16 protein-coding genes, 1 tRNA gene and 2 pseudogenes are annotated in these 18,788 nt (G+C 62.9%); 15 read left to right on the top strand and 4 right to left on the bottom strand.

Translation table 11 applies throughout. The features are described from left to right. Positions 1-7 precede the first annotated feature (7 nt). Positions 8-1,438: an argininosuccinate lyase gene (gene argH, locus UCMB321_RS12825; RefSeq protein WP_040067232.1), complete on the bottom strand. Its 1,431-nt coding sequence runs from the start codon at positions 1,436-1,438 to the stop codon at positions 8-10. A gap of 308 nt (positions 1,439-1,746) precedes the next feature. On the opposite strand from argH, the gene UCMB321_RS12820 reads away from it, so the two are divergent. Further along, entirely contained in the window at positions 1,747-2,718 is a 972-nt protein-coding gene (locus UCMB321_RS12820; protein WP_040067372.1) for a LysR family transcriptional regulator, read from the top strand. Between the two features lie 39 nt (positions 2,719-2,757). Here UCMB321_RS12820 and UCMB321_RS31415 read toward each other — a convergent pair. After that, a pseudogene (locus UCMB321_RS31415) lies at positions 2,758-2,895 on the bottom strand (type VI secretion system contractile sheath small subunit); the annotation flags it as partial. Positions 2,896-3,390: 495 nt separating this feature from the next. Here UCMB321_RS31415 and UCMB321_RS12815 point away from each other — a divergent pair. From UCMB321_RS12815 to UCMB321_RS12770, 9 genes and pseudogenes are all read left to right on the top strand, one after another. After that, positions 3,391-4,143, top strand: coding sequence for a TetR/AcrR family transcriptional regulator (locus UCMB321_RS12815; RefSeq protein WP_040067230.1), 753 nt, complete (start codon positions 3,391-3,393; stop codon positions 4,141-4,143). 177 nt (positions 4,144-4,320) lie between these two features. Then, the gene (gene fdnG / locus UCMB321_RS12805) at positions 4,321-7,386 is read left to right on the top strand and encodes a formate dehydrogenase-N subunit alpha (protein WP_157015944.1); all 3,066 of its coding nucleotides are present in this window, start codon (positions 4,321-4,323) and stop codon (positions 7,384-7,386) included. After that, positions 7,386-8,327: a formate dehydrogenase subunit beta gene (gene fdxH, locus UCMB321_RS12800; protein ID WP_040067224.1), complete on the top strand. Its 942-nt coding sequence runs from the start codon at positions 7,386-7,388 to the stop codon at positions 8,325-8,327. The genes fdnG and fdxH overlap by 1 nt, the downstream gene beginning before the upstream one ends. Further along, the gene (locus tag UCMB321_RS12795) at positions 8,324-8,977 is read left to right on the top strand and encodes a formate dehydrogenase subunit gamma (protein WP_040067222.1); all 654 of its coding nucleotides are present in this window, start codon (positions 8,324-8,326) and stop codon (positions 8,975-8,977) included. The genes fdxH and UCMB321_RS12795 overlap by 4 nt, the downstream gene beginning before the upstream one ends. Positions 8,978-8,981: 4 nt before the next feature. Further along, positions 8,982-9,905, top strand: a complete 924-nt coding sequence (fdhE, locus tag UCMB321_RS12790) for a formate dehydrogenase accessory protein FdhE (RefSeq protein WP_040067220.1) — start codon at positions 8,982-8,984, stop codon at positions 9,903-9,905. Between the two features lie 211 nt (positions 9,906-10,116). Beyond that, a pseudogene (selA, locus tag UCMB321_RS12785) lies at positions 10,117-11,523 on the top strand (L-seryl-tRNA(Sec) selenium transferase); the annotation flags it as partial. Positions 11,524-11,636: 113 nt separating this feature from the next. After that, positions 11,637-13,556, top strand: a complete 1,920-nt coding sequence (gene selB, locus UCMB321_RS12780; protein ID WP_040067218.1) for a selenocysteine-specific translation elongation factor — start codon at positions 11,637-11,639, stop codon at positions 13,554-13,556. Positions 13,557-13,703: 147 nt separating this feature from the next. Further along, positions 13,704-13,799 (top strand) — tRNA-Sec (locus UCMB321_RS12775). A gap of 80 nt (positions 13,800-13,879) precedes the next feature. Continuing rightward, complete coding sequence (locus UCMB321_RS12770; protein WP_040067216.1) at positions 13,880-14,404, top strand: cupin domain-containing protein; 525 nt, start codon at positions 13,880-13,882, stop codon at positions 14,402-14,404. Positions 14,405-14,414: 10 nt separating this feature from the next. Here the strand turns inward: UCMB321_RS12770 and UCMB321_RS12765 are convergent, their stop codons facing one another. Further along, a complete protein-coding gene (locus UCMB321_RS12765; protein ID WP_040067214.1) occupies positions 14,415-15,143 on the bottom strand; it encodes a nitroreductase family protein in 729 nt (242 codons plus the stop codon). Between the two features lie 148 nt (positions 15,144-15,291). Here UCMB321_RS12765 and UCMB321_RS12760 point away from each other — a divergent pair, with 148 nt between their 5' ends. Beyond that, positions 15,292-15,771, top strand: a complete 480-nt coding sequence (locus UCMB321_RS12760) for a MarR family winged helix-turn-helix transcriptional regulator (RefSeq protein WP_040067211.1) — start codon at positions 15,292-15,294, stop codon at positions 15,769-15,771. Here the strand turns inward: UCMB321_RS12760 and UCMB321_RS12755 are convergent. After that, complete coding sequence (locus tag UCMB321_RS12755) at positions 15,768-16,382, bottom strand: TetR/AcrR family transcriptional regulator (protein ID WP_040067208.1); 615 nt, start codon at positions 16,380-16,382, stop codon at positions 15,768-15,770. The genes UCMB321_RS12760 and UCMB321_RS12755 overlap by 4 nt on opposite strands. Before the next feature lie 146 nt (positions 16,383-16,528). Between UCMB321_RS12755 and UCMB321_RS12750 the strand changes: the two genes are divergently transcribed. The 4 genes from UCMB321_RS12750 (at position 16,529) to UCMB321_RS12735 (ending at position 18,682) form a co-directional block, all read left to right on the top strand. Continuing rightward, on the top strand, positions 16,529-16,969 hold the full coding sequence (locus UCMB321_RS12750) for a hotdog fold domain-containing protein (protein ID WP_040067206.1): 441 nt from the start codon (positions 16,529-16,531) through the stop codon (positions 16,967-16,969). A gap of 81 nt (positions 16,970-17,050) precedes the next feature. Next, positions 17,051-17,461: a DUF2946 domain-containing protein gene (locus UCMB321_RS12745; protein WP_040067204.1), complete on the top strand. Its 411-nt coding sequence runs from the start codon at positions 17,051-17,053 to the stop codon at positions 17,459-17,461. 127 nt (positions 17,462-17,588) lie between these two features. Beyond that, on the top strand, positions 17,589-18,194 hold the full coding sequence (locus tag UCMB321_RS12740; RefSeq protein ID WP_040067201.1) for an SCO family protein: 606 nt from the start codon (positions 17,589-17,591) through the stop codon (positions 18,192-18,194). A 29-nt stretch (positions 18,195-18,223) separates the two neighbouring features. Then, positions 18,224-18,682, top strand: coding sequence for a copper chaperone PCu(A)C (locus tag UCMB321_RS12735; RefSeq protein ID WP_040067198.1), 459 nt, complete (start codon positions 18,224-18,226; stop codon positions 18,680-18,682). Positions 18,683-18,788 lie beyond the last annotated feature (106 nt).

Raw genomic sequence — 18,788 nt, 5'->3', positions numbered from 1 at the left:
CTGGCGTTCAGGAAAGACGCAGGCCGTTGTATTCGGCGGCCCATTGCCGTTGTGCTTCGAGCGCGACCTTCAGCCGGGCAATCTGTTCGCGAACCTGCTCCGGTGCGGTACCGCCCCAACCGCTGCGAGCGGCGATGGCGGCTTCCAGGGTCAGGCTGTCACGGACTTCAGGCGTCAGCCGCGGGTCGATCTCGGCCAGTAGCGCCGGGCTCGCCTCCCAGAGTTCGAAGTCGCCGGCTTCACAGGCCTTGACCAGCGCACCGGTGATTTCATGGGCCTCCTTGAAGGGCACACCGCGCACCGCCAGCCAGTCGGCGACTTCGGTGGCCAGGGTGAAGCCCAGGGGCGCCTGGCGCCGCAGCTCCTCGACGTTGACCGTCATGGTCGCGACCATACCGGCCATGGCCGGCAGCACCAGCAGCAGGGTGTCGACGCTGTCGAGCACACCGTTCTTGTCCTCGCTCAGGTCGCGGTTGTAGGACAGCGGCAAGGACTTGAGGGTCGAGAGCAGCCCGGTCAGGTTGCCGATCAGGCGCCCGGCCTTGCCCCGCGCCAATTCGGCGATATCCGGGTTTTTCTTCTGCGGCATGATCGAGCTGCCGGTGGCGTAGGCGTCGTCCAGCGCCACCCAGCGGAACTGCCGGGACGACCACAGGCAGAACTCTTCGGCCAGGCGCGAGATATTGATCCCGAGCATGCTGGCGACGAACAGGAACTCGGCGACATGGTCGCGGCTGGCCACCGCATCGATGGAGTTTTCGCAGACGCCGCGGTAACCCATCTCCCGGGCCGATTGCTGCGGCTGGCGAGCGATGGCCGAACCGGCCATGGCCGCCGCACCCAATGGCGAAAGGGCGGTGCGGGCATCCCAGTCCACCAGGCGCTGGACGTCACGCAACATGGCCTGGGCATGGGCCAGCAGGTGATGGGCGAAGACGATCGGTTGCGCCTGCTGCAGGTGGGTGAAGCCGGGGCAGATGCTCTGCACATGCTGCTCGGCCTGATCGACCAGCGCCTGTTGCAGGGCCAGGACTTCCACCGCCAGGGTGCGCACGTGGTCACGCAGGAACAGACGCAGGTCATTGGCGGTCTGGTCGTTGCGCGAACGTCCGGCGCGCAGCTTGCCGCCCAGGGCGCCGAGGCGCTCGGTCAGCAGGCGTTCGATGAAGGTGTGCACGTCCTCGTCGTCCTGGGTCGGGGCGACACGACCGGCGCGAAAGTCTTCGCCGATACGCTCCAGGGCCTCGACCATGGCTCGGGTCTCCTGTTCGTCGAGCAGGCCGGCACGTTGCAATTCGTGGGCATGGGCCCGGGAGCCGGCAAGATCATAGGGGGTGAGGCGGAAATAGCGTTCCGGGCAGCGGGAGAGGGCGGCCAGGGCGGCGGACGGCCCGCTCTTGAAACGGGCTCCCCAGAGACGGTCGGTGGCTTGAGCCATTGTTGTTTTTCCTCACTCAGATGAATGGTTCGACACACGACCGCCGCCAGCCGTCCGGGGAGGGGCAGGGTCATGCGCTATCAGGAGGGCAGTTACGAATCCTTGTAGAAGCAGCCGCTCGACGCTGGTGGCACCTACAAGTACAAAAGAGTGGCTTTTAAACGCTTGCAATCAGCGACTTGTGGCTGATTTGCAAAAAAAAGCGGTGGTTGCCAAGCCTGGTTTTCTGTGTTCATTATTATTGACCGGCGACGTTTTTCTAGTGGAGCTAAGCCTGTTGAATATGCAGTTCGAGGTCAATAAGCATGATGGAAACCCAGCTTTCCAATTCTGGAAACCCGCCGCCGAAACCTGGACAACGAGCGCCCCTGGCCCTCAGTGGACTGGATTTCAAGTTACTCAAAGTGTTCAAGGCGGTGGTCGAGGCAGGAGGTTTCAGCGCGGCTCAGAATGAGCTGAATGTGGGACTTGCCGCCATCAGCAAGCAGATTTCCGACCTGGAAATCCGCATTGGCATGCGCCTGTGTACCCGAGGGCGGGAAGGCTTTTGCCTGACCGAAGAGGGCAGTCTGGTGTATCAGGCCTCGATTGACTTGTTTACTTCGGTCGATAACTTTCGGGATCGGCTTAGTTCAGCCCAGAATGAATTGATCGGCGATCTTAGTGTCGGCGTGGTGGACAACACTATTTCAGATATTAATTCACCGTTAGTTGCGGCATTGCGTAAAATTCACGATGAATCGCCGAAAGTAAGATTTCGCCTGCACGCGGCCCAGCTTGATGAAATCGAGCGCGGCGTGGTGGAGGGGCGTTATATCGCTGGAATAGTACCGGTGTATCAAAAAAGAGAAGAGTTTGATTATTTCTCGCTCTATGAGGAGCGCTCCGAGGCTTACTGCGGCGTCGGGCACCCCTTGTTTGATGCGGACGATGCGCATCACAGCGTGGAAGTGCTGCGTGAGCATGCGTTCGTCAACCACCGCTATGCGATCCATCGTGACAAGCTCGACTTTGTCACCTACGACAGTTTTTCCGCCTCGGCGTCCCAGGTGGAAGCCGTCGCCATGCTGGTCCAGACGGGTCGTTTCCTCGGCTTCCTGCCACAACACTATGCCGCACCATGGGTGGCCAAAGGCTTATTGCGGGCGTTGATGCCGGAGCGGGTCAGCTATCACACGGCCTTCAATCTGATCCTGCGCCACAATACGACGCGCAGCCCGCTGGTCAAGGCTTTCGCCCAGGCCCTGGGGGTAGATCTCAAGGCGCCGTTGCAAGGGTAATCGAGGACCGAAGGGCGCCGCAGTCGTCTCACGAACCCGTTTGCCCAACACCCGTTCGTGGACCTCATTGTTGAGCAGCACGCTTTCGATCACCCGTCGAAAACCGGGCTCGTCGGATAGCGGCCCCTTGAGGGCCACAAGTGCATCACGCAGTGCCATCAACTTGTTCAAGGGGGGGGCCGGATTCGGCGCGGCGCAATCACCGGGACTTGACCCGAGCGGTCGCGCAGTCTGCGCCTCGATGATGGAAGGCCGGAACGGGTCGCAATCATCATTGGACATGATGGGTTCTCTACAGAATGTGTGCACTGCGCCAGGAGAACACAGGGTAAAAAGCTCGACTCGTTTAGTCTAAAGCAGGCGTGGCTGGGTGCTAGTTATGAGCGGATTTTAATAGCCGTCATATTTACGGATATATATGTAGGAGCTTTCCAGAATGCCTCTTTGATTGTAGGTAAAGCCACCTCGATCAACAGCTCACCCACCTGCAAGAGCGAGGGCCTGCCGTTCCCGTTTCCAGCCCAGACAGAATGGTTTTCAAACACCCGATAAGCGCTGGCTCCCCCGCGCAGAAGCTTGCTTTCAAGGACTTTCGTAGGTATAAAAAATCAAATTTATTTTTAAAACACTGTTCATTCGGTCAGGTTTTCACCCTGCAAAGGCTCCTCACATATGGTCGCAAAGAAACTCAGTGCCCCCAATGTCACCAAGACCCGACTGCTGGATGCCGCGGAGGCACTGTTTATCAAATACGGCTACGACGCCGTGTTGTTGCGCCAGATTACCGAACGCGCCCAGGTCAACCTGGCTGCGGTGAACTACCACTTCGGGGACAAGGATTCCCTGATGACCGCCTTGCTGATGCAGCGCCTGGGACCACTCAACGAACAGCGCCTGGAACTGCTGGCCAGATGCGAAGAGCAGGCGGACGGCCCGCTGGACTGCGAGACCCTGCTGGGGGTCCTGTTCGCCCCGGCGATGGGGCTCGAGCGCAGCGGCGACGGCGATGAAAGCCGCTCCTTCATTCGCTTCCTGGGCCGCGTCTACAGCGACACCTCACCCTTTATCCAGAAGTACCTAAAGGAACATTACCAGCCGGTTTTCGAGCGTTTCTTCAATGCCTTCGCCCTGGCGCTGCCGGACATGCCGCGCAACGAAGTCGGGGTACGCCTGCAATTCGCCCTCAAGGCCATCTCCGGGGTGATTGCCGGGACTGAACTGCGCGTGCTGATGCAGGCCATGAGCCTGGGGCGCCCGGCCACGGATGCCGAAGTCATGGCCAAGGTGATCAGCCTGGTCTCGGCGGCCATCCATGCGCCCATGCAGGACCGTGACGCGGAGCAGGCGCTGGAGCGGGTGCTGCAAACCCAGCGTTCGATTCGCCAGCAGGACGTGCCGGTCACGGCCAGGGTTGCCGGCAAGTAGTCTCCCTCGAAAACGCCGCGCCCCCTGTAGGAGCCGGCTTGCCGGCGATGACGTCCGCAAGATCGACGCAAGACCGCCGACGATCAGGTCACAGCGCACAATCGCCAATCTTGGCTAGAGTGAAACTGACGGCAATCGTGCCGCCAGCGTGATCGTTCACCTGATCGGGAGTACACGATGGATCTCAACCGTCGTCAGTTCTTCAAGGTCGCCGCCATCGGCCTTGGAGGCTCGAGCCTGGCCGCGCTGGGCATGTCCCCGGCGCCCGCCTTCGCCGAGCAAGTGCGCCACTTCAAACTCACCCATACCCATGAAACCCGCAACACCTGCCCCTATTGTTCGGTCGGTTGCGGGCTGATCATGTACAGCCAGGGTGATACCGCCAAGAACGTGGCCCAGGACATCATCCATATCGAAGGCGATGCCGACCATCCGGTCAATCGCGGCACCCTGTGCCCCAAAGGCGCGGGCCTGCTGGACTTCATCCACAGTCCCGACCGCCTCAAGTATCCGCAGGTACGCAAGCCGGGCAGCCGGGAGTGGGCACGGATTTCCTGGAATGAAGCGCTGGACCGCGTCAGCGACCTGATCAAGGCCGACCGCGATGCCAACTTCGTCGAGAAGAACACCCAGGGGCAGACGGTCAATCGCTGGCTGACCACCGGCTTTCTCGCCGCCTCGGCGGCGTCCAACGAAGCCGGTTACCTGACCCACAAGGTCGTTCGCAGTCTGGGCATGCTGGGGTTCGACAACCAGGCACGTGTCTGACATGGCCCGACGGTGGCAAGTCTTGCCCCGACGTACGGCCGTGGAGCCATGACCAACACCTGGACCGATATCGCCAACGCGAATCTGATCCTGGTGATGGGCGGCAATGCCGCTGAAGCGCACCCCTGCGGTTTCAAATGGGTGACCGAAGCCAAGGCCCACAACCAGGCACGGCTGATCGTGGTCGACCCGCGCTTCACCCGGACCGCCTCGGTGGCCGACTACTACGCGCCGATCCGAACCGGCACCGACATCGCCTTCATGGGCGGGCTGATCAACTTCCTGCTGAGCGAGGACAAGATTCAGCACGAATACGTGCGCAACTACACCGACGTGTCATTTATCGTCAAGGCCGCCTTCGGCTTCGAGGACGGGTTGTTCAGCGGCTACGATGCGGCCAGCCGCACCTACACCGACAAGTCCTCCTGGGGCTATGAGCTGGGCGAGGACGGCTTCGCCAAGGTCGACCCGAGCCTGCAGCACGAGCGCTGTGTCTATCAGTTGATGAAACAGCACTACAGTCGCTACACCCAGGCGCTGGTGAGTCAGACCTGCGGCATGCCCCAGGATGCCCTGCGCAAGATCTGGGACGAGATCGCCACCTGCTCGCAACCGGGCAAGACCATGACGATCCTCTATGCCCTGGGCTGGACCCAGCACTCCGTCGGTTCGCAGATGATTCGCAGCGCCGCCATGGTCCAGCTGTTGCTGGGCAACGTCGGCATGCCTGGCGGTGGGGTCAATGCCTTGCGCGGTCACTCCAACATCCAGGGGTTGACCGACCTCGGGCTGTTGTCCAACTCGCTGCCCGGCTACCTGACCCTGGCGTCAGATGCCGAACAAGACTACGACGCCTATATCGCCAAACGCACCCTCAAGCCCCTGCGTCCGGGCCAGCTGTCCTACTGGCAGAACTACGGCAAGTTCCATGTCAGCCTGATGAAAGCCTGGTACGGCGCCAACGCCACGGCCGAGAACCACTGGGGCTATGACTGGCTGCCCAAGCTCGACAACCCGGGCTACGACATCCTGCGCATGTTCGATCGGATGGGCAAAGGCCAGGTCAACGGCTATATCTGCCAGGGCTTCAACCCGATTGCCGCGTTGCCCGACAAGAACCGGGTCACCGCGGCGCTGGGCAAACTCAAGTGGCTGGTGGTGATGGACCCGCTGGCCACCGAGACCTCGGAGTTCTGGCGCAATGCCGGGCCGTTCAACGATGTCGACACCGCCGGCATCCAGACCGAAGTCATCCGCCTGCCCACCACCTGCTTCGCCGAGGAGGACGGTTCGCTGACCAACAGCAGCCGCTGGCTGCAATGGCACTGGAAAGGCGCCGAGGGGCCGGGGGAAGCCCGCACCGATGTGAAGATCATGAGCGAGCTGTTCCTGCGTCTTCGCCAGCGTTACCAGGCCAGTGGCGGAGCCTTCGCCGAACCGATCCTCAAACTTAGCTGGCCCTACAAGATCGCCGCCGAACCGTCGCCGGAAGAACTGGCCCGGGAATTCAACGGTTACGCCAGCACGGATTTCACCGACGCCACGGGGACTGCGATCAAGGCTGGCCAGCAACTGGCCGGGTTCGCCCAGCTCAAGGACGACGGCAGCACCGCCTCGGGCTGCTGGATCTTCTGCGGCAGCTGGACCGAGCAGGGCAACCAGATGGCCCGGCGCGACAACAGCGACCCCTACGGCATGAAACAGAACCTGGGTTGGGCCTGGGCCTGGCCGATGAACCGGCGCATCCTCTACAACCGCGCGTCCAGCGACCCCCAGGGCAAGCCCTGGTCGCCGGATAAACGCCTGGTGTGGTGGAACGGCAAGGCCTGGGTCGGTACCGACGTGCCCGACTACAAGCCCGATGTGCCGCCGGAAGCCGGGATGAACCCGTTCATCATGAACCCCGAGGGCGTGGCGCGCTTCTTTGCCGTCGACAAGATGGCCGAAGGACCGTTCCCGGAACACTACGAGCCATTCGAAACCCCCATCGGCATCAACCCGCTGCACCCGGACAACAAGAAGGCCACCAGCAACCCGGCGGCGCGGATCTTCGACTCGGTCTGGGACTCGCTGGGGCAGGCCAAGGACTTCCCCTATGCCGCCACCAGCTACCGGCTGACCGAGCATTTCCACTTCTGGACCAAGCACTGCAAGCTCAGCGCCATTGCCCAGCCGGAGCAGTTCGTCGAGATCGGCGAAGTGCTGGCCAAGGAGAAGGGCATCGTCGCCGGCGACCGGGTGCGGGTCAGCTCCAAGCGCGGGCATATCGAAGCCGTGGCGGTGGTGACCAAGCGGATTCGTCCGCTGCAGGTCAACAACCAGGTCGTGCACCATATCGGCATCCCGCTGCATTGGGGATTCACCGGCGTGGCGCGGCACGGCTACCTGACCAACACCTTGGTGCCGTTCCTTGGCGACGGTAATACACAGACCCCGGAATCCAAGTCGTTCCTGGTCAACGTGGAGAAAATCTGATGGCCAGCCAAGACATCATTGCCCGTTCGGCGACCACCACGTTACCGCCCTCCGTGCGCCAGCAGGAAGAAGTGGCCAAACTGATCGACACCACCAAGTGCATCGGCTGCAAGGCCTGCCAGGTGGCGTGTTCGGAATGGAACGAGCTGCGCGACGAGGTCGGCCATAACCACGGCACCTACGACAACCCCCAGGACCTGAGTGCCGAAAGCTGGACCCTGATGCGTTTCACCGAGCATGAAAATCCCGCGGGCAACCTGGAGTGGCTGATCCGCAAGGACGGTTGTATGCACTGCGCCGATCCCGGCTGCCTGAAGGCCTGTCCCAGCCCGGGAGCGATCATCAAGCACGCCAACGGCATCGTCGACTTCGACCAGGGCCATTGCATCGGTTGCGGCTACTGCATCACCGGCTGTCCCTTCGACATTCCGCGTATCTCGCAGAAGGACCACAAGGCGTACAAGTGCACGCTGTGTTCGGACCGGGTGGCGGTGGGGCTGGAACCGGCCTGCGTGAAAACCTGCCCGACCGGGGCGATTGTCTTCGGCAGCAAGGAGGACATGAAGGAGCACGCCGCCGAGCGCATCGTCGACCTCAAGTCCCGGGGTTTCGACCAGGCCGGCTTGTACGACCCGGCCGGTGTCGGTGGCACCCATGTGATGTATGTGCTGCACCACGCCGACCAACCCTCGCTGTACGCCGGCCTGCCCAACCAGCCGAGCATCAGCCCCTTTGTCGAGTTGTGGAAAGGCATCAGCAAGCCCCTGGGCCTGCTGGCGATGGGCGCGGCGGTGCTGGCGGGCTTTTTCCACTACGTGCGCATCGGCCCGCAACGGGTGGAGGAGAACGAGCATCCGGTGCCCACGGATAACGGTGTCCACCAGGTCGACCCCGGCGTGCATGTGTTCGATCCGAAAACCGGTGGGGAGCCACGGCCATGAGCGACAAGCCGATCCTGCGTTATACCGCCAGCCAGCGCACCAACCACTGGCTGGTGGCGATCCTGTTCTTCATGGCCGGCCTGTCGGGGCTGGCGCTGTTCCATCCGTCGCTGTTCTGGCTCAGCCAGCTGTTCGGCGGCGGGCCCTGGACCCGCATCCTGCATCCGTTCATGGGCCTGCTGATGTTCGTGCTGTTCCTTGGGCTGGTGATTCGTTTCTGGCGGGCCAACGTCTTTATCGCCAACGATCGCCTGTGGCTCAAGCGGGTGGATCGGGTGATCCGCAACGAGGAGCAGGGCGTACCACCGATCGGCAAGTACAACCCCGGGCAGAAGCTGCTGTTCTGGACGCTGCTGGCCTGCATGCTGGTCCTGCTGTTCAGCGGGGTGGTGATCTGGCGCGCGTATTTCAGCCAGTACTTCGGCATCGGCAGCATTCGCCTGGCGGTCGTGCTCCATGCGCTGGCGGCGTTCGTGCTGGTGCTGAGCATCATCGTGCACATTTACGCCGGCATCTGGATCAAGGGCTCGGTCGGGGCCATGCTGCATGGCTGGGTCAGCCGCGCCTGGGCGCGCAAACACCATGAGTTGTGGTATCGCGAAGTGACCCGTGGCGAGACCTCGACCGCCGAGCCACCGAAAAAGGGATAAGCGCTTGAGCACGATATTGGAACCTGGACAGATCGAGGCCTCGGCCAGCGCGCCGCCGTTCCTGAACCTGCCGCCAAAGGCGCTGTTCGCCCTGCGGGCCGCCCGGCTGGAGCAACTGGCGCCCGGGCATCCGTTGGCCGAGTACATCGGCCTGGTGGCCGGGCTTTGCCGGGTACAGCAGCAACTGCTGGAGCAACCGCCAAGCACCGTTTCGCCTGACCCCGAACGCCAACGACTATGCTTGGAGCATGGCCTGCCGCCGCTGGCCGCCGACAGCCTGGTGCGCGAAGACCTGTGGTTGCCTTGGCTGGATGCCTTGTTGTCAGGTGTTGCGACCACCACACCTGCCGTACGCCAGGCCATCGGCACCTTGCAGGACAGCCATGCCGGACAACGCAAGGTCTGGGCGTTGGCCTTGCTGAGCGGCCAGTACGCCGGCCTGCCGGCGGCGCTGGTGCCGTTTCTCGGGGCCGCGTTGCAGGCGGCCTGGAGCCATTGGCTGATGAATGTGCCGAACCTGGCACTAAAACCCTGCGACAGCCTGGCCCAATGTCCGGCCTGCGGTTCGCCGGCCATGGCCGGGGTGATCCGGCACCGGGGCAAGTTCAACGGCCTGCGCTACCTGGTGTGTTCGCTGTGCGCCTGCGAATGGCATGTGGTGCGGGTCAAATGCATCTACTGCGAACAGAGCAAGGGACTTAGGTACCTGAGCCTGGGGGACGACAGTCACGCGACCGGTCATGCACCCCTGCGGGCGGAGATCTGTCCCGGCTGCAACAGCTATCTGAAGCTGCTCTACCTGGAAGAGGACGCCGAGGCCGAGGCGCTTTCGGCCGATATCAGCAGCCTGGCGCTGGACATTCGTCTCGACCAGGAGGGGTACCTGCGCCAGGCGCCGAACCTGTTGCTGGCACCCGGCGGCGATTGAGTTTTGTGTTGCCGGTGCGGACGCCATCGTCGGAACGCCGCCCGCAGCAAGCCGGCTCCCACAGTTTTTTGTTCGACGATGTTTTTGCGTTGGAACACGAACTGTGGGAGCCGGCTTGCTGGCGATGAGGCCCCTGAGGTTTACAACGCTCATCCGCCAAACACCGTCGTCTACACTCAGGTTTTAGCATCGCGTATTCAGGAAACCGCTGATGTCTTCGAGCCTTGCCGCCGTCCCGCCCCACCTGCCTTCCATCGACAGCCTTTTGCGCAATCCCGCCTGCCAGCCTCTGGTCGAGCGCTACGGCCGTGATGCCTTGCTGGCGACCTTGCGGCATCTGCTCGACGAACTGCGTGAACCTGTCCGCTCGGGCCAACTCAGTGCCGCCGAGCTGACCCCGCCAGTCCTCGCGGGCAGGGCCGGCGAGCGCCTGTTCAACCAGCACCGCAGCCGTGTGCAACGGGTGTTCAACCTGACCGGCACGGTATTGCACACCAACCTCGGCCGGGCGCTGCTGCCCGAAGTTGCCATAGACGCCGTGCAAACCGCGGCCCGTTACCCGCTCAACCTCGAATTCGACCTGCACAGCGGCAAGCGCGGTGACCGTGACGACCTGATCGAGGGTCTGATTCGCGAGCTGACCGGCGCCGAAGCCGTCACCGTGGTCAACAACAATGCCGCCGCCGTGCTGCTCGCCCTCAACAGCCTGGGGCAGCGCAAGGAGGGCATCATCTCCCGGGGCGAGTTGATCGAGATCGGCGGGGCCTTTCGCATTCCGGACATCATGGCCCGCGCCGGCGTCCGCCTGCATGAGGTGGGCACCACCAATCGCACCCATGCCCGTGACTATGAAAGCGCCATCGGCCCACGCAGCGGTCTGCTGATGCGCGTGCACGCCAGCAACTACAACATCCAGGGCTTCACCGCCCAGGTGCCCACCGCCGAGTTGGCGCGGATTGCCCATCGGCATGGCTTGCCGCTGCTGGACGACCTGGGCAGCGGCAGCCTGCTGGACCTCACGCGCTGGGGCCTGCCCGCCGAACCGACGGTGCGCCAGGCGCTGGAGGATGGCGCCGATATCGTCACCTTCAGCGGCGACAAATTGCTCGGCGGTCCCCAGGCCGGCTTGATTGTCGGGGGCAAGGAACTGATCGCGAAGATCAAGAAGAACCCGCTCAAACGGGCGTTGCGGGTGGACAAGCTGACCCTCGCCGCACTGGAGGCGGTGCTGGGACTGTACCGCAACCCGGAGCGCCTGGCCGAACGCCTGCCCAGCCTGCGCCTGCTGACCCGGCCCCAGGTCGAGATCCTCGCCCAGGCCGAACGCCTGCGCCCGGTGTTGGCCGCAGTATTGGGGGAGGGCTGGAGTGTCTCGGCAATTCCGGCGCTGGGCATGATCGGCAGCGGCAGCCAACCGGTGGCGCGGCTGCCCAGCGCGGCCTTGTGCCTGCGAGCCCATACCTCGAAACGCCTGCGCGGGCGCAGCCTGCAGGGGCTGGAAGCGGCTTTGCGGGGCTTGCCGATTCCGGTGTTGGGGCGGATCGATGACGACGCCCTGTGGCTGGATCTGCGTCAGTTGGATGACGAGGCGGTCTGGGTGGCACAGCTTGAGGGGTTGAACCTTGGGACCGCGTCATCGTTTATCGCGAGCAAGCTTGCTCCTACAAAAAGCGCGGCGGTGGAGAGTCCGGAATCCGCGCACCAAGGGCATCTGGCCGGGAGTCGGGCGGGGTGATCGTCGGGACGGCAGGGCATATCGACCATGGCAAGACCCGCCTGCTCCAGGCACTGACCGGGCAGGCCGGCGACAAGCGTCCGGAGGAGCGTGAACGGGGTATCACCATCGACCTGGGTTATCTCTATGCGCCCCTCGCAGCCGACGCCGCGCCCACCGGTTTTATCGATGTGCCCGGCCATGAGCGGTTTATCCATAACATGCTGGCCGGTGCCCAGGGGATCGACCTGGTGTTGCTGGTGGTGGCCGCCGATGACGGGGTGATGCCACAGACCCGCGAACACCTGGCGATTGTCGAGCTGCTGGGCATCCCCCGGGCGCTGGTGGCGATCAGCAAATGCGATCGGGTCGAGCCCGCGCGCAGGTCACAGGTGCGCACCGAGATCCAGACGCTGCTGGCGGCCGGACCCTATGCACGGGCGCCGCTGGTCGAGGTGTCCAGTGTCACCGGCGAGGGGATCGAGACACTGCGCCAGGCCTTGCTCCAGGCCCAGGACGAGGTTCGCCGACGCAGTGACGAAGGTGGTTTTCGCCTGGCCATCGACCGTGCCTTCAACGTGACGGGTAGCGGCATTGTCGTCACGGGTACGGCCTTGTCCGGTCATGTCAGCACCGGTGAAGTCCTGGCCTTGGGCCCCACGGGCAAAGCCGTTCGGGTCCGCGGCCTGCACGCGCAGAACCAGCCGGCCGGCGAAGCCTTCGCCGGGCAGCGGGTGGCGCTGAACCTGAGCGCCGAGCGCCTGACGCTCGAGCAGATTCATCGCGGCCACTGGTTACAGGCCGAGTGGTTGCACGCGCCCACCCGGCGACTGGACATCGAACTGCAACTGCTCGCCAGCGAAGCACGAAAATTCGAACATTTCAGCCCGGTCCACATTCATCTGGGCACCCAGGATGTGCTGGGCCGGGTGGCCTTGCTGGACACCACGCAGCTGGCACCGGGAGGGCGGGCCTTTGCCCAGTTGCTGGCCCATGAGCCTTTGCACGCCGTGCACGGTGACCGCCTGGTATTACGCGATCAAAGCGCACAACGGACCCTCGGCGGTGGACGGGTGCTCGATCCCTTTGCACCGACCCGGCAGCGGCGCAGCCCCGAACGTCTGGCGCAGTTACAGGCCTTGGCGCAGGCCCGGAGCCTGGAGGCGGTGTTGCCGGCATTGCTGGCCGGCAGCGCCGGCGGCCTCGATCCGCAACGCTTGGAACGCCAGTTCAATCGCCCGCGCGACACCTGGAAGCTGCCCGCCGATATCCGTGTGATCGCCACGCGCCAAGGATCGCTGCTGTTCAGTAGCGCCGGTTGGCAAGCGCACAAAGACGCCTTGCTCGCGCAACTGGCGCGCTTTCACGCCCTGGAACCTGATCAACTGGGGCCGGATCGTGAGCGCTTGCGTCGCTTTGCCGCCTTGCCATTGGAACGACCGGCGTTCATCAGCCTGCTGGACGTGTTGCTCGACGACGGCCTGATTGTCGCCAGCGGACCCTGGCTGCATCTGCCCGACCATCAGGTGTGCTTGAGCGAAGAGGACGAGGGCCTGTGGCGACAACTGCAACCGCTGCTGGAGCAGAGCGCTATCGATCCGCCCTGGGTTCGCGCCCTGGCACTCGCTACTGGGCGCGATGAAGACGCCGTACGTTTGCTGCTGTGCAAGCTGGCCCGGCTGGGGCTGGTGTACCGGGTGGTGCACGACCGTTTCTACACGGAGGCGGCAGTCCGGCAATTGGCGGCTATGCTGGTGCAATTGGCGGCGGATAACCCGACGGTGCGGGTGATCGCCTTTCGTGATCGACTGGGGTTGGGGCGTAAACGCTGCATTCAGATACTGGAGTTTTTCGATCGTATCGGCCTGACCCGGCGAGTCGGCAATCTGCGCTACATTCGCGCCGACAGTGCACTGGCTACACCACGCCCCTTGTAGGAGCGCCGGTCGACGCTCGATTGCCAGCGATGAGGCCAGTGAGTCTTGCATCGCCTGATCGACCGCTATCGCCAGCAAGCCGGCTCCCACAGTGCGATGTTTCACCGCAAGATACCGTCAAGCCCAGAACCTTGAGCTGACATCAATGGAAGGTAATCGCGCCCGGTGGCGCGGCCGGGCTTCAAACCCGGTTGGGGACGGCATCCGTTCCCGGGCAGGTTCGACTCCGGCTGCCTTCCGCCAATGCTTTCATTTGTCGCCCGGCCGGCGTCATACTCCGGGCGGCAACTCTCCCGACATCCCTCAGCAAGACGGTCCCTCCCATGGACAGACAGCCTCCCGATGCGCAGCAACTGGTTGCCGCCTTGAACCTGGAACCCCATGTGGAAGGCGGTTACTACCGGCGAACCTTTCAGGCCGATGAGCGCGCCATGCTCGCCACCGCCGATGGCGAACGCTACCTGATGACCTCCATCTACTACCTGTTGACCGAGGCCGCGCCCATCGGTCATTTCCACCTGAACCGCTCCGATATCCTGCACTACTACCATCTGGGCGACGCCATCGAGTACAGCCTCGTCTTTCCGGATGGCCGCTTGAAAACCGTGGTCATGGGCAGTGATGTCCGCGCCGGCCAGTGCCTGCAACTGCATGTTCCGGGCGGCGTCTGGAAAGCCTCGCGGCTGTTGGCCGGATCGACAGGCTACGGGCTGATCAGCGAGGCCGTGTGTCCCGGTTTCGACTTTGCCGACATGACCCTGGGGCGGTGCCACGAACTAGTCGCCCGGTTTCCCGAGCATGCACGACTGTTCGAGTTGCTGGCACACGCCTGTCCTGCTGAACACTGAGCCGATGTTGCTAGTGTGAAACCACTATGTCTGCCATTGGGCGACGCCAGCGCTCTTCAATCCTTGCGTCGTCAGCGCGATACCCCAAGGCGATAATGATTGGAATCACGGCGCCGCGCGGCAGCCCCAGTAGTTTGGCAACCTTGGTCGCGGAAAAGCCCTCCATCGGACACGAGTCGATTCCTTTCGCTGCGGCGCCAAGCATCAGGGTTTGAGCCGCGAAGATCGCATTGCGCGCTGCCCAATGGCGACTGCCGATATGACCGACCGGGAGCAGGGACAGACTGGGGCGAATCAGTGCCGCCAGAAAAAGCAGCGGTGACCACAACGCTGACGAGCCGACCCCGAGGATCTTCTGGAACTTCCCTATTTGCTTGCGGTAATAGGCTTTCGAGTTCGACGCCAGTGCCGAAGAGCTTTCAACATACGCGAGCTGCGCCCCGGCGGTTCGTGTTCCCAGTGCCGGACTGGCCACCACGACAATCAGGCCCGTCGCCGATGCAGCCGCTTTCTGCCCATTGCATGCCTGCGCAATGCTGCTTTTCAAGGAAGGGTCGCGAATCCAATGCAGCTCGTAGGGCTGCAGATTCCCGCTTGAAGGCGCGAACGCCGCCTCAGCCAGCAAAGCGTAGACGTCCTCCTCGGGAATCGGGGTCGAGTTGAAGGTGCGAATCGCCCGTCGAAAGCGATTCGCGCTCTGGAAGCAGTCCCAAGGACGCAATTGATCTTGTGTGTTCATCTGTCAAACCGTCCGCTAAAGAGTTCGTGAGATGCCAAACCGGCCGCGCCCGTGGTGCACATCAATACGTCGACTGCCAATGGCTCTTTCATCTCGTCCTTGATATGTGTAATTTGCACCTAATAAGTGTTAACCCTGGGGGAAAACAGTGTCAACAGAAAAAGTGCAAAATACACATATTGACGTTCGGCTTCGCGAGCTGCATGGGGCCTTGCTCGAGATTGTTGGCGTCATGAACCGCCCTCAGCGCGACGAAGCCATGGTCCGGGAGGCCGGTATATCCCTTGACCGCGCGTTGTTTCCGTTGCTGGTTCTGGTTGAGCGGCTAGGTCCCATCGGGGTGGTCGAACTGGCTGATCGTGTAGGGCGTGACTACACCACGGTCAGCCGGCAGGTGGCGAAGCTGGAAAGCCTCAGCCTGATCGAGCGCCAGGCAAACGCGAACGACCGCCGCATCCGTGAGGCCGTCATCACCGAGAAAGGCAAGACCATGACCGACCGGATCGATGAGGCACGCAAAAGGATGGGACAGGCGATTTTTGCCAAATGGGACAACCAGGATGTCGAGGACCTGGTGCGACTCATGCGCAAGTTTGCCGACGACATCAAGGGGGATGCACTCGGCTAGATCTGCAGAGACCGCCAGGCGGCTTCGGCCAACTCGGACCTGAAGGTCGCCGGGCGACTCTGGACCCGTCCAGATAACCAGGCCCGACAGTAGTTCTCCGCCTGCCCGACAATCAACGACAGCAGCAGCTCCGCAGGAATGGCCTTGAGGCCGTCGGCATGGGCCGGCTCGCTCAGCCATTCGCGCAACTGCCGGTTACGGACCTTGTTGCGCGTGGCCAATTCCGCGGCGTGGGGCCCCTGGGCCACGACAAAGCGCGCCTGGAACTGGAACCGCGCCCATTGCGGTTGTTCGTCGACCCAGTCGACATAGCTGTACACCAGCGCCTGCACACCGTCCTTCAAGGTCCGGGCCGCCGAGAGATAGCGTTCACGCAGCGCGGCCTGGTCCTCCAATGCGGCGAAGAACAGCGCCGCCACCAATCCCTCCTTGTTGCCGAAGTGGTGATAGATCGCGCCCACGCTGGTGTCGCACTCGGCGCGGATGGTCTCGATCGTCGTGGCTTCGATCCCGTGCTCGTTGAAGCTGGACAGTGCCTGCGCCAGGATCGCGCGTTTCAATTCGGCCCGGCGGCCCGGGTAACAGCGTTCGAGAAGATCGAGGTTTTCCATGGAAACAACAACCTGAAGTCCGGTGGCAAGACAGCAATGGGAGGGAACAGCAGGGTGAGCTTGACAGATTTTCAATAAGCAGAATATTGTTCTTTTACAGAATATTATTCTGTTACTCAAACAAGACACCCACAGAGGTACACCCGATGAGCCAGTCCCTAAGCATGTTCACCAGCGTAGGTCCGGAAAAATTCAGTCAGTTGGCCTGCCAGATGGCCCCTTACTTCAGCACCATCAACCCGTTGATCAGCGAACTGCGAGCCGGGTATTCGCAGGTCCAGGTGCCGTTTCGTCGGGAAATCACCAATCACCTGGGCACAGTCCACGCCATTGCCCTGTGCAATGCCGCGGAGCTGGCGGCCGGGGTGATGACCGATGTGTCGATTCCGGCGGGCGCCCGCTGGATTCCCAAGGGCATGACGGTCGAATACCTGGCCAAGGCCAAGACCGGCGTAAATGCCGTGGCCGATGGCAGCGCCGTCGACTGGTCGACGGCGGGGGACAAGATCGTCGTGGTGGACATCCGTGACGAGGAGGGTGTGCAGGTGTTCACGGCGCGGATCACCATGAACGTCAAGCTGGCCTGAGGCGCTGAGCCCGTGGTGCGGCACTGGATGTGCCATTTTGTCGCACCACCCGCCACACCGTCGGTGTTACATTCTGCGCCCATGAAACCCATCCTGTCCCTTCGACCGTCCGGACGCCGCCGCACCGCCGCCTGGCTCAGCCTGCTGGCCATGCTGCTGGTCTTCGTCGGCCCGTTGATCGGGCAGGGGATGAGCCTGGCCCACGGCGCCGGTTCGTCGAACGAGGAAATTTGCGGCGCGGTGCCCGGCCCGGGCGTCGCAGCGCTGCAGGACTCCGGCTCGGCGGGTCATCACGGTGCGATGATCTGGGAGAAATGCGGTTACTGCTCGTTGCTGTTCCAGCACCCGGCGCTGGGCGACGCCCATGCCCTGGCTCCTCGCCTGGGACAGCCCCCGGTCAGCTTTACGCACCATCACTTCACCCCCGAGCAAGCCTCGGCCCCGGTTTTCCCGGGGGCCCGCTCCCGCGCACCGCCTCGCGCCAGCGTCTGATCCGCCGCATCGAACATTGTCGAGACGGCCTGCCACCGATAAGCCCTGACGCCCCCGACGCGCGTCAAGGTGGGTTTATCCGGCCACGCAAGGCCGCGACACCGCTTCACAGGAAGGACTACAGAACATGAATGAATTGCTGACTCGCCGCCAGGTCGTTGCCGGCCTTGGCTTGCTCGGCCTCGGCATGCTGACCGGTTGCGACAGCTCCAACGGCCTGTCGTACAAATACGGCAAGGACCTCAGCGACGAGATCCTCGGGCGGACCTTCAAACTGAAGGACACCGCGGGCAACGTCAAAACGCTCTCGAGTTTCCGCGGCATGATGCCGATGGTGTTTTTCGGCTTCACCCAGTGCCCGGCCGTTTGCCCGACCGCGCTGGCCCGGGCGGTGCAGGCCAAGAAGCTGATGGGGCCGGACGGCGACCGATTGCAGGTGATCTTCATCACCCTGGACCCGGAACGCGATACGCCCAAGGTGCTCGATGCCTATGTAAAGGCCTTCGACCCGAGCTTTGTCGCACTCTATGGCAGCCTGGAAGAAACCGCGGCCACCGCCAAGGAATTCAAGGTGTTCTACGAAAAGATCCCCAGCGGCTCGACCTACACGTTGTCCCATACGGCGACCAGTTTCGTCTATGACACGCGGGGCGTACTGCGCCTGGGGCTGTCGCCGTCGCTGTCGGCCAAGCAGTGCGCAGATGACTTGCTCACCGTGATGTCAGTCTGCTGATGAATACTCGAGCTTATAAGGTTGAAGCCATGAAATCCTTGAATACCCTGATGTTTTCCCTGCTCGCACTGCTGAGTGTCCCGGCCTTTGCCCAAACCACCGTGGAAGACGCCTGGGTGCGCGCCACCGTGCCTGGCCAGCCTTCGAGCGGGGCCTTCATGCGGATCACTTCCAGCGAAGACGCCAAGTTGCTGGAAGCGAAATCGCCGGTGGCCAGGATTGTGCAGATCCACCAGTCGAAGATGGAAAACGACGTCATGAGCATGCAGCCGGTGGACTTCGTGCCGTTGCCGGCGGGCAAGCCGGTGGCCATCGAGCCCGAGGGCTATCACGTGATGCTGATCGACCTGGTGGGGCAGGTGAAGGAGGGCGACGAAGTGCCGCTGACGCTGGTGGTGGAAAACGCCAAGGGCGTCAAGGAGTCGATTGAGGTCAAGGCCCAGGCACGGGCGCTGAACAGCATGGCTGACCACAGCAAGATGCACTGAAACTGTGGGAGCCGGCTTGCTGGCGATGGCGATCGCACGGGCAGCGCAAGGCTCAAAGGCCTCATCGCTGGCAAGCCAGCTCCTACAGGAGTGTGGCAACACGATA

Origin of the sequence: Pseudomonas batumici (genome assembly GCF_000820515.1) — a bacterium.
Lineage (GTDB): Bacteria > Pseudomonadota > Gammaproteobacteria > Pseudomonadales > Pseudomonadaceae > Aquipseudomonas > Aquipseudomonas batumici.
Note: the sequence above shows the minus strand (reverse complement) of the source record. Positions and strands in the feature narration are given on the sequence as shown.

Coding starts and splice junctions, on each gene's coding strand:
- UCMB321_RS12795 (WP_040067222.1), top strand. CDS start 8,324: ATGAGCGACAAGCCGATCCTGCGTTATACCGCCAGCCAGCGCACCAAC.
- UCMB321_RS12820 (WP_040067372.1), top strand. CDS start 1,747: ATGGAAACCCAGCTTTCCAATTCTGGAAACCCGCCGCCGAAACCTGGA.
- UCMB321_RS12770 (WP_040067216.1), top strand. CDS start 13,880: ATGGACAGACAGCCTCCCGATGCGCAGCAACTGGTTGCCGCCTTGAAC.
- UCMB321_RS12765 (WP_040067214.1), bottom strand. CDS start 15,143: ATGAACACACAAGATCAATTGCGTCCTTGGGACTGCTTCCAGAGCGCG.
- UCMB321_RS12755 (WP_040067208.1), bottom strand. CDS start 16,382: ATGGAAAACCTCGATCTTCTCGAACGCTGTTACCCGGGCCGCCGGGCC.
- UCMB321_RS12745 (WP_040067204.1), top strand. CDS start 17,051: ATGAAACCCATCCTGTCCCTTCGACCGTCCGGACGCCGCCGCACCGCC.
- UCMB321_RS12815 (WP_040067230.1), top strand. CDS start 3,391: ATGGTCGCAAAGAAACTCAGTGCCCCCAATGTCACCAAGACCCGACTG.
- argH (WP_040067232.1), bottom strand. CDS start 1,438: ATGGCTCAAGCCACCGACCGTCTCTGGGGAGCCCGTTTCAAGAGCGGG.
- UCMB321_RS12740 (WP_040067201.1), top strand. CDS start 17,589: ATGAATGAATTGCTGACTCGCCGCCAGGTCGTTGCCGGCCTTGGCTTG.
- fdxH (WP_040067224.1), top strand. CDS start 7,386: ATGGCCAGCCAAGACATCATTGCCCGTTCGGCGACCACCACGTTACCG.
- UCMB321_RS12735 (WP_040067198.1), top strand. CDS start 18,224: ATGAAATCCTTGAATACCCTGATGTTTTCCCTGCTCGCACTGCTGAGT.
- UCMB321_RS12750 (WP_040067206.1), top strand. CDS start 16,529: ATGAGCCAGTCCCTAAGCATGTTCACCAGCGTAGGTCCGGAAAAATTC.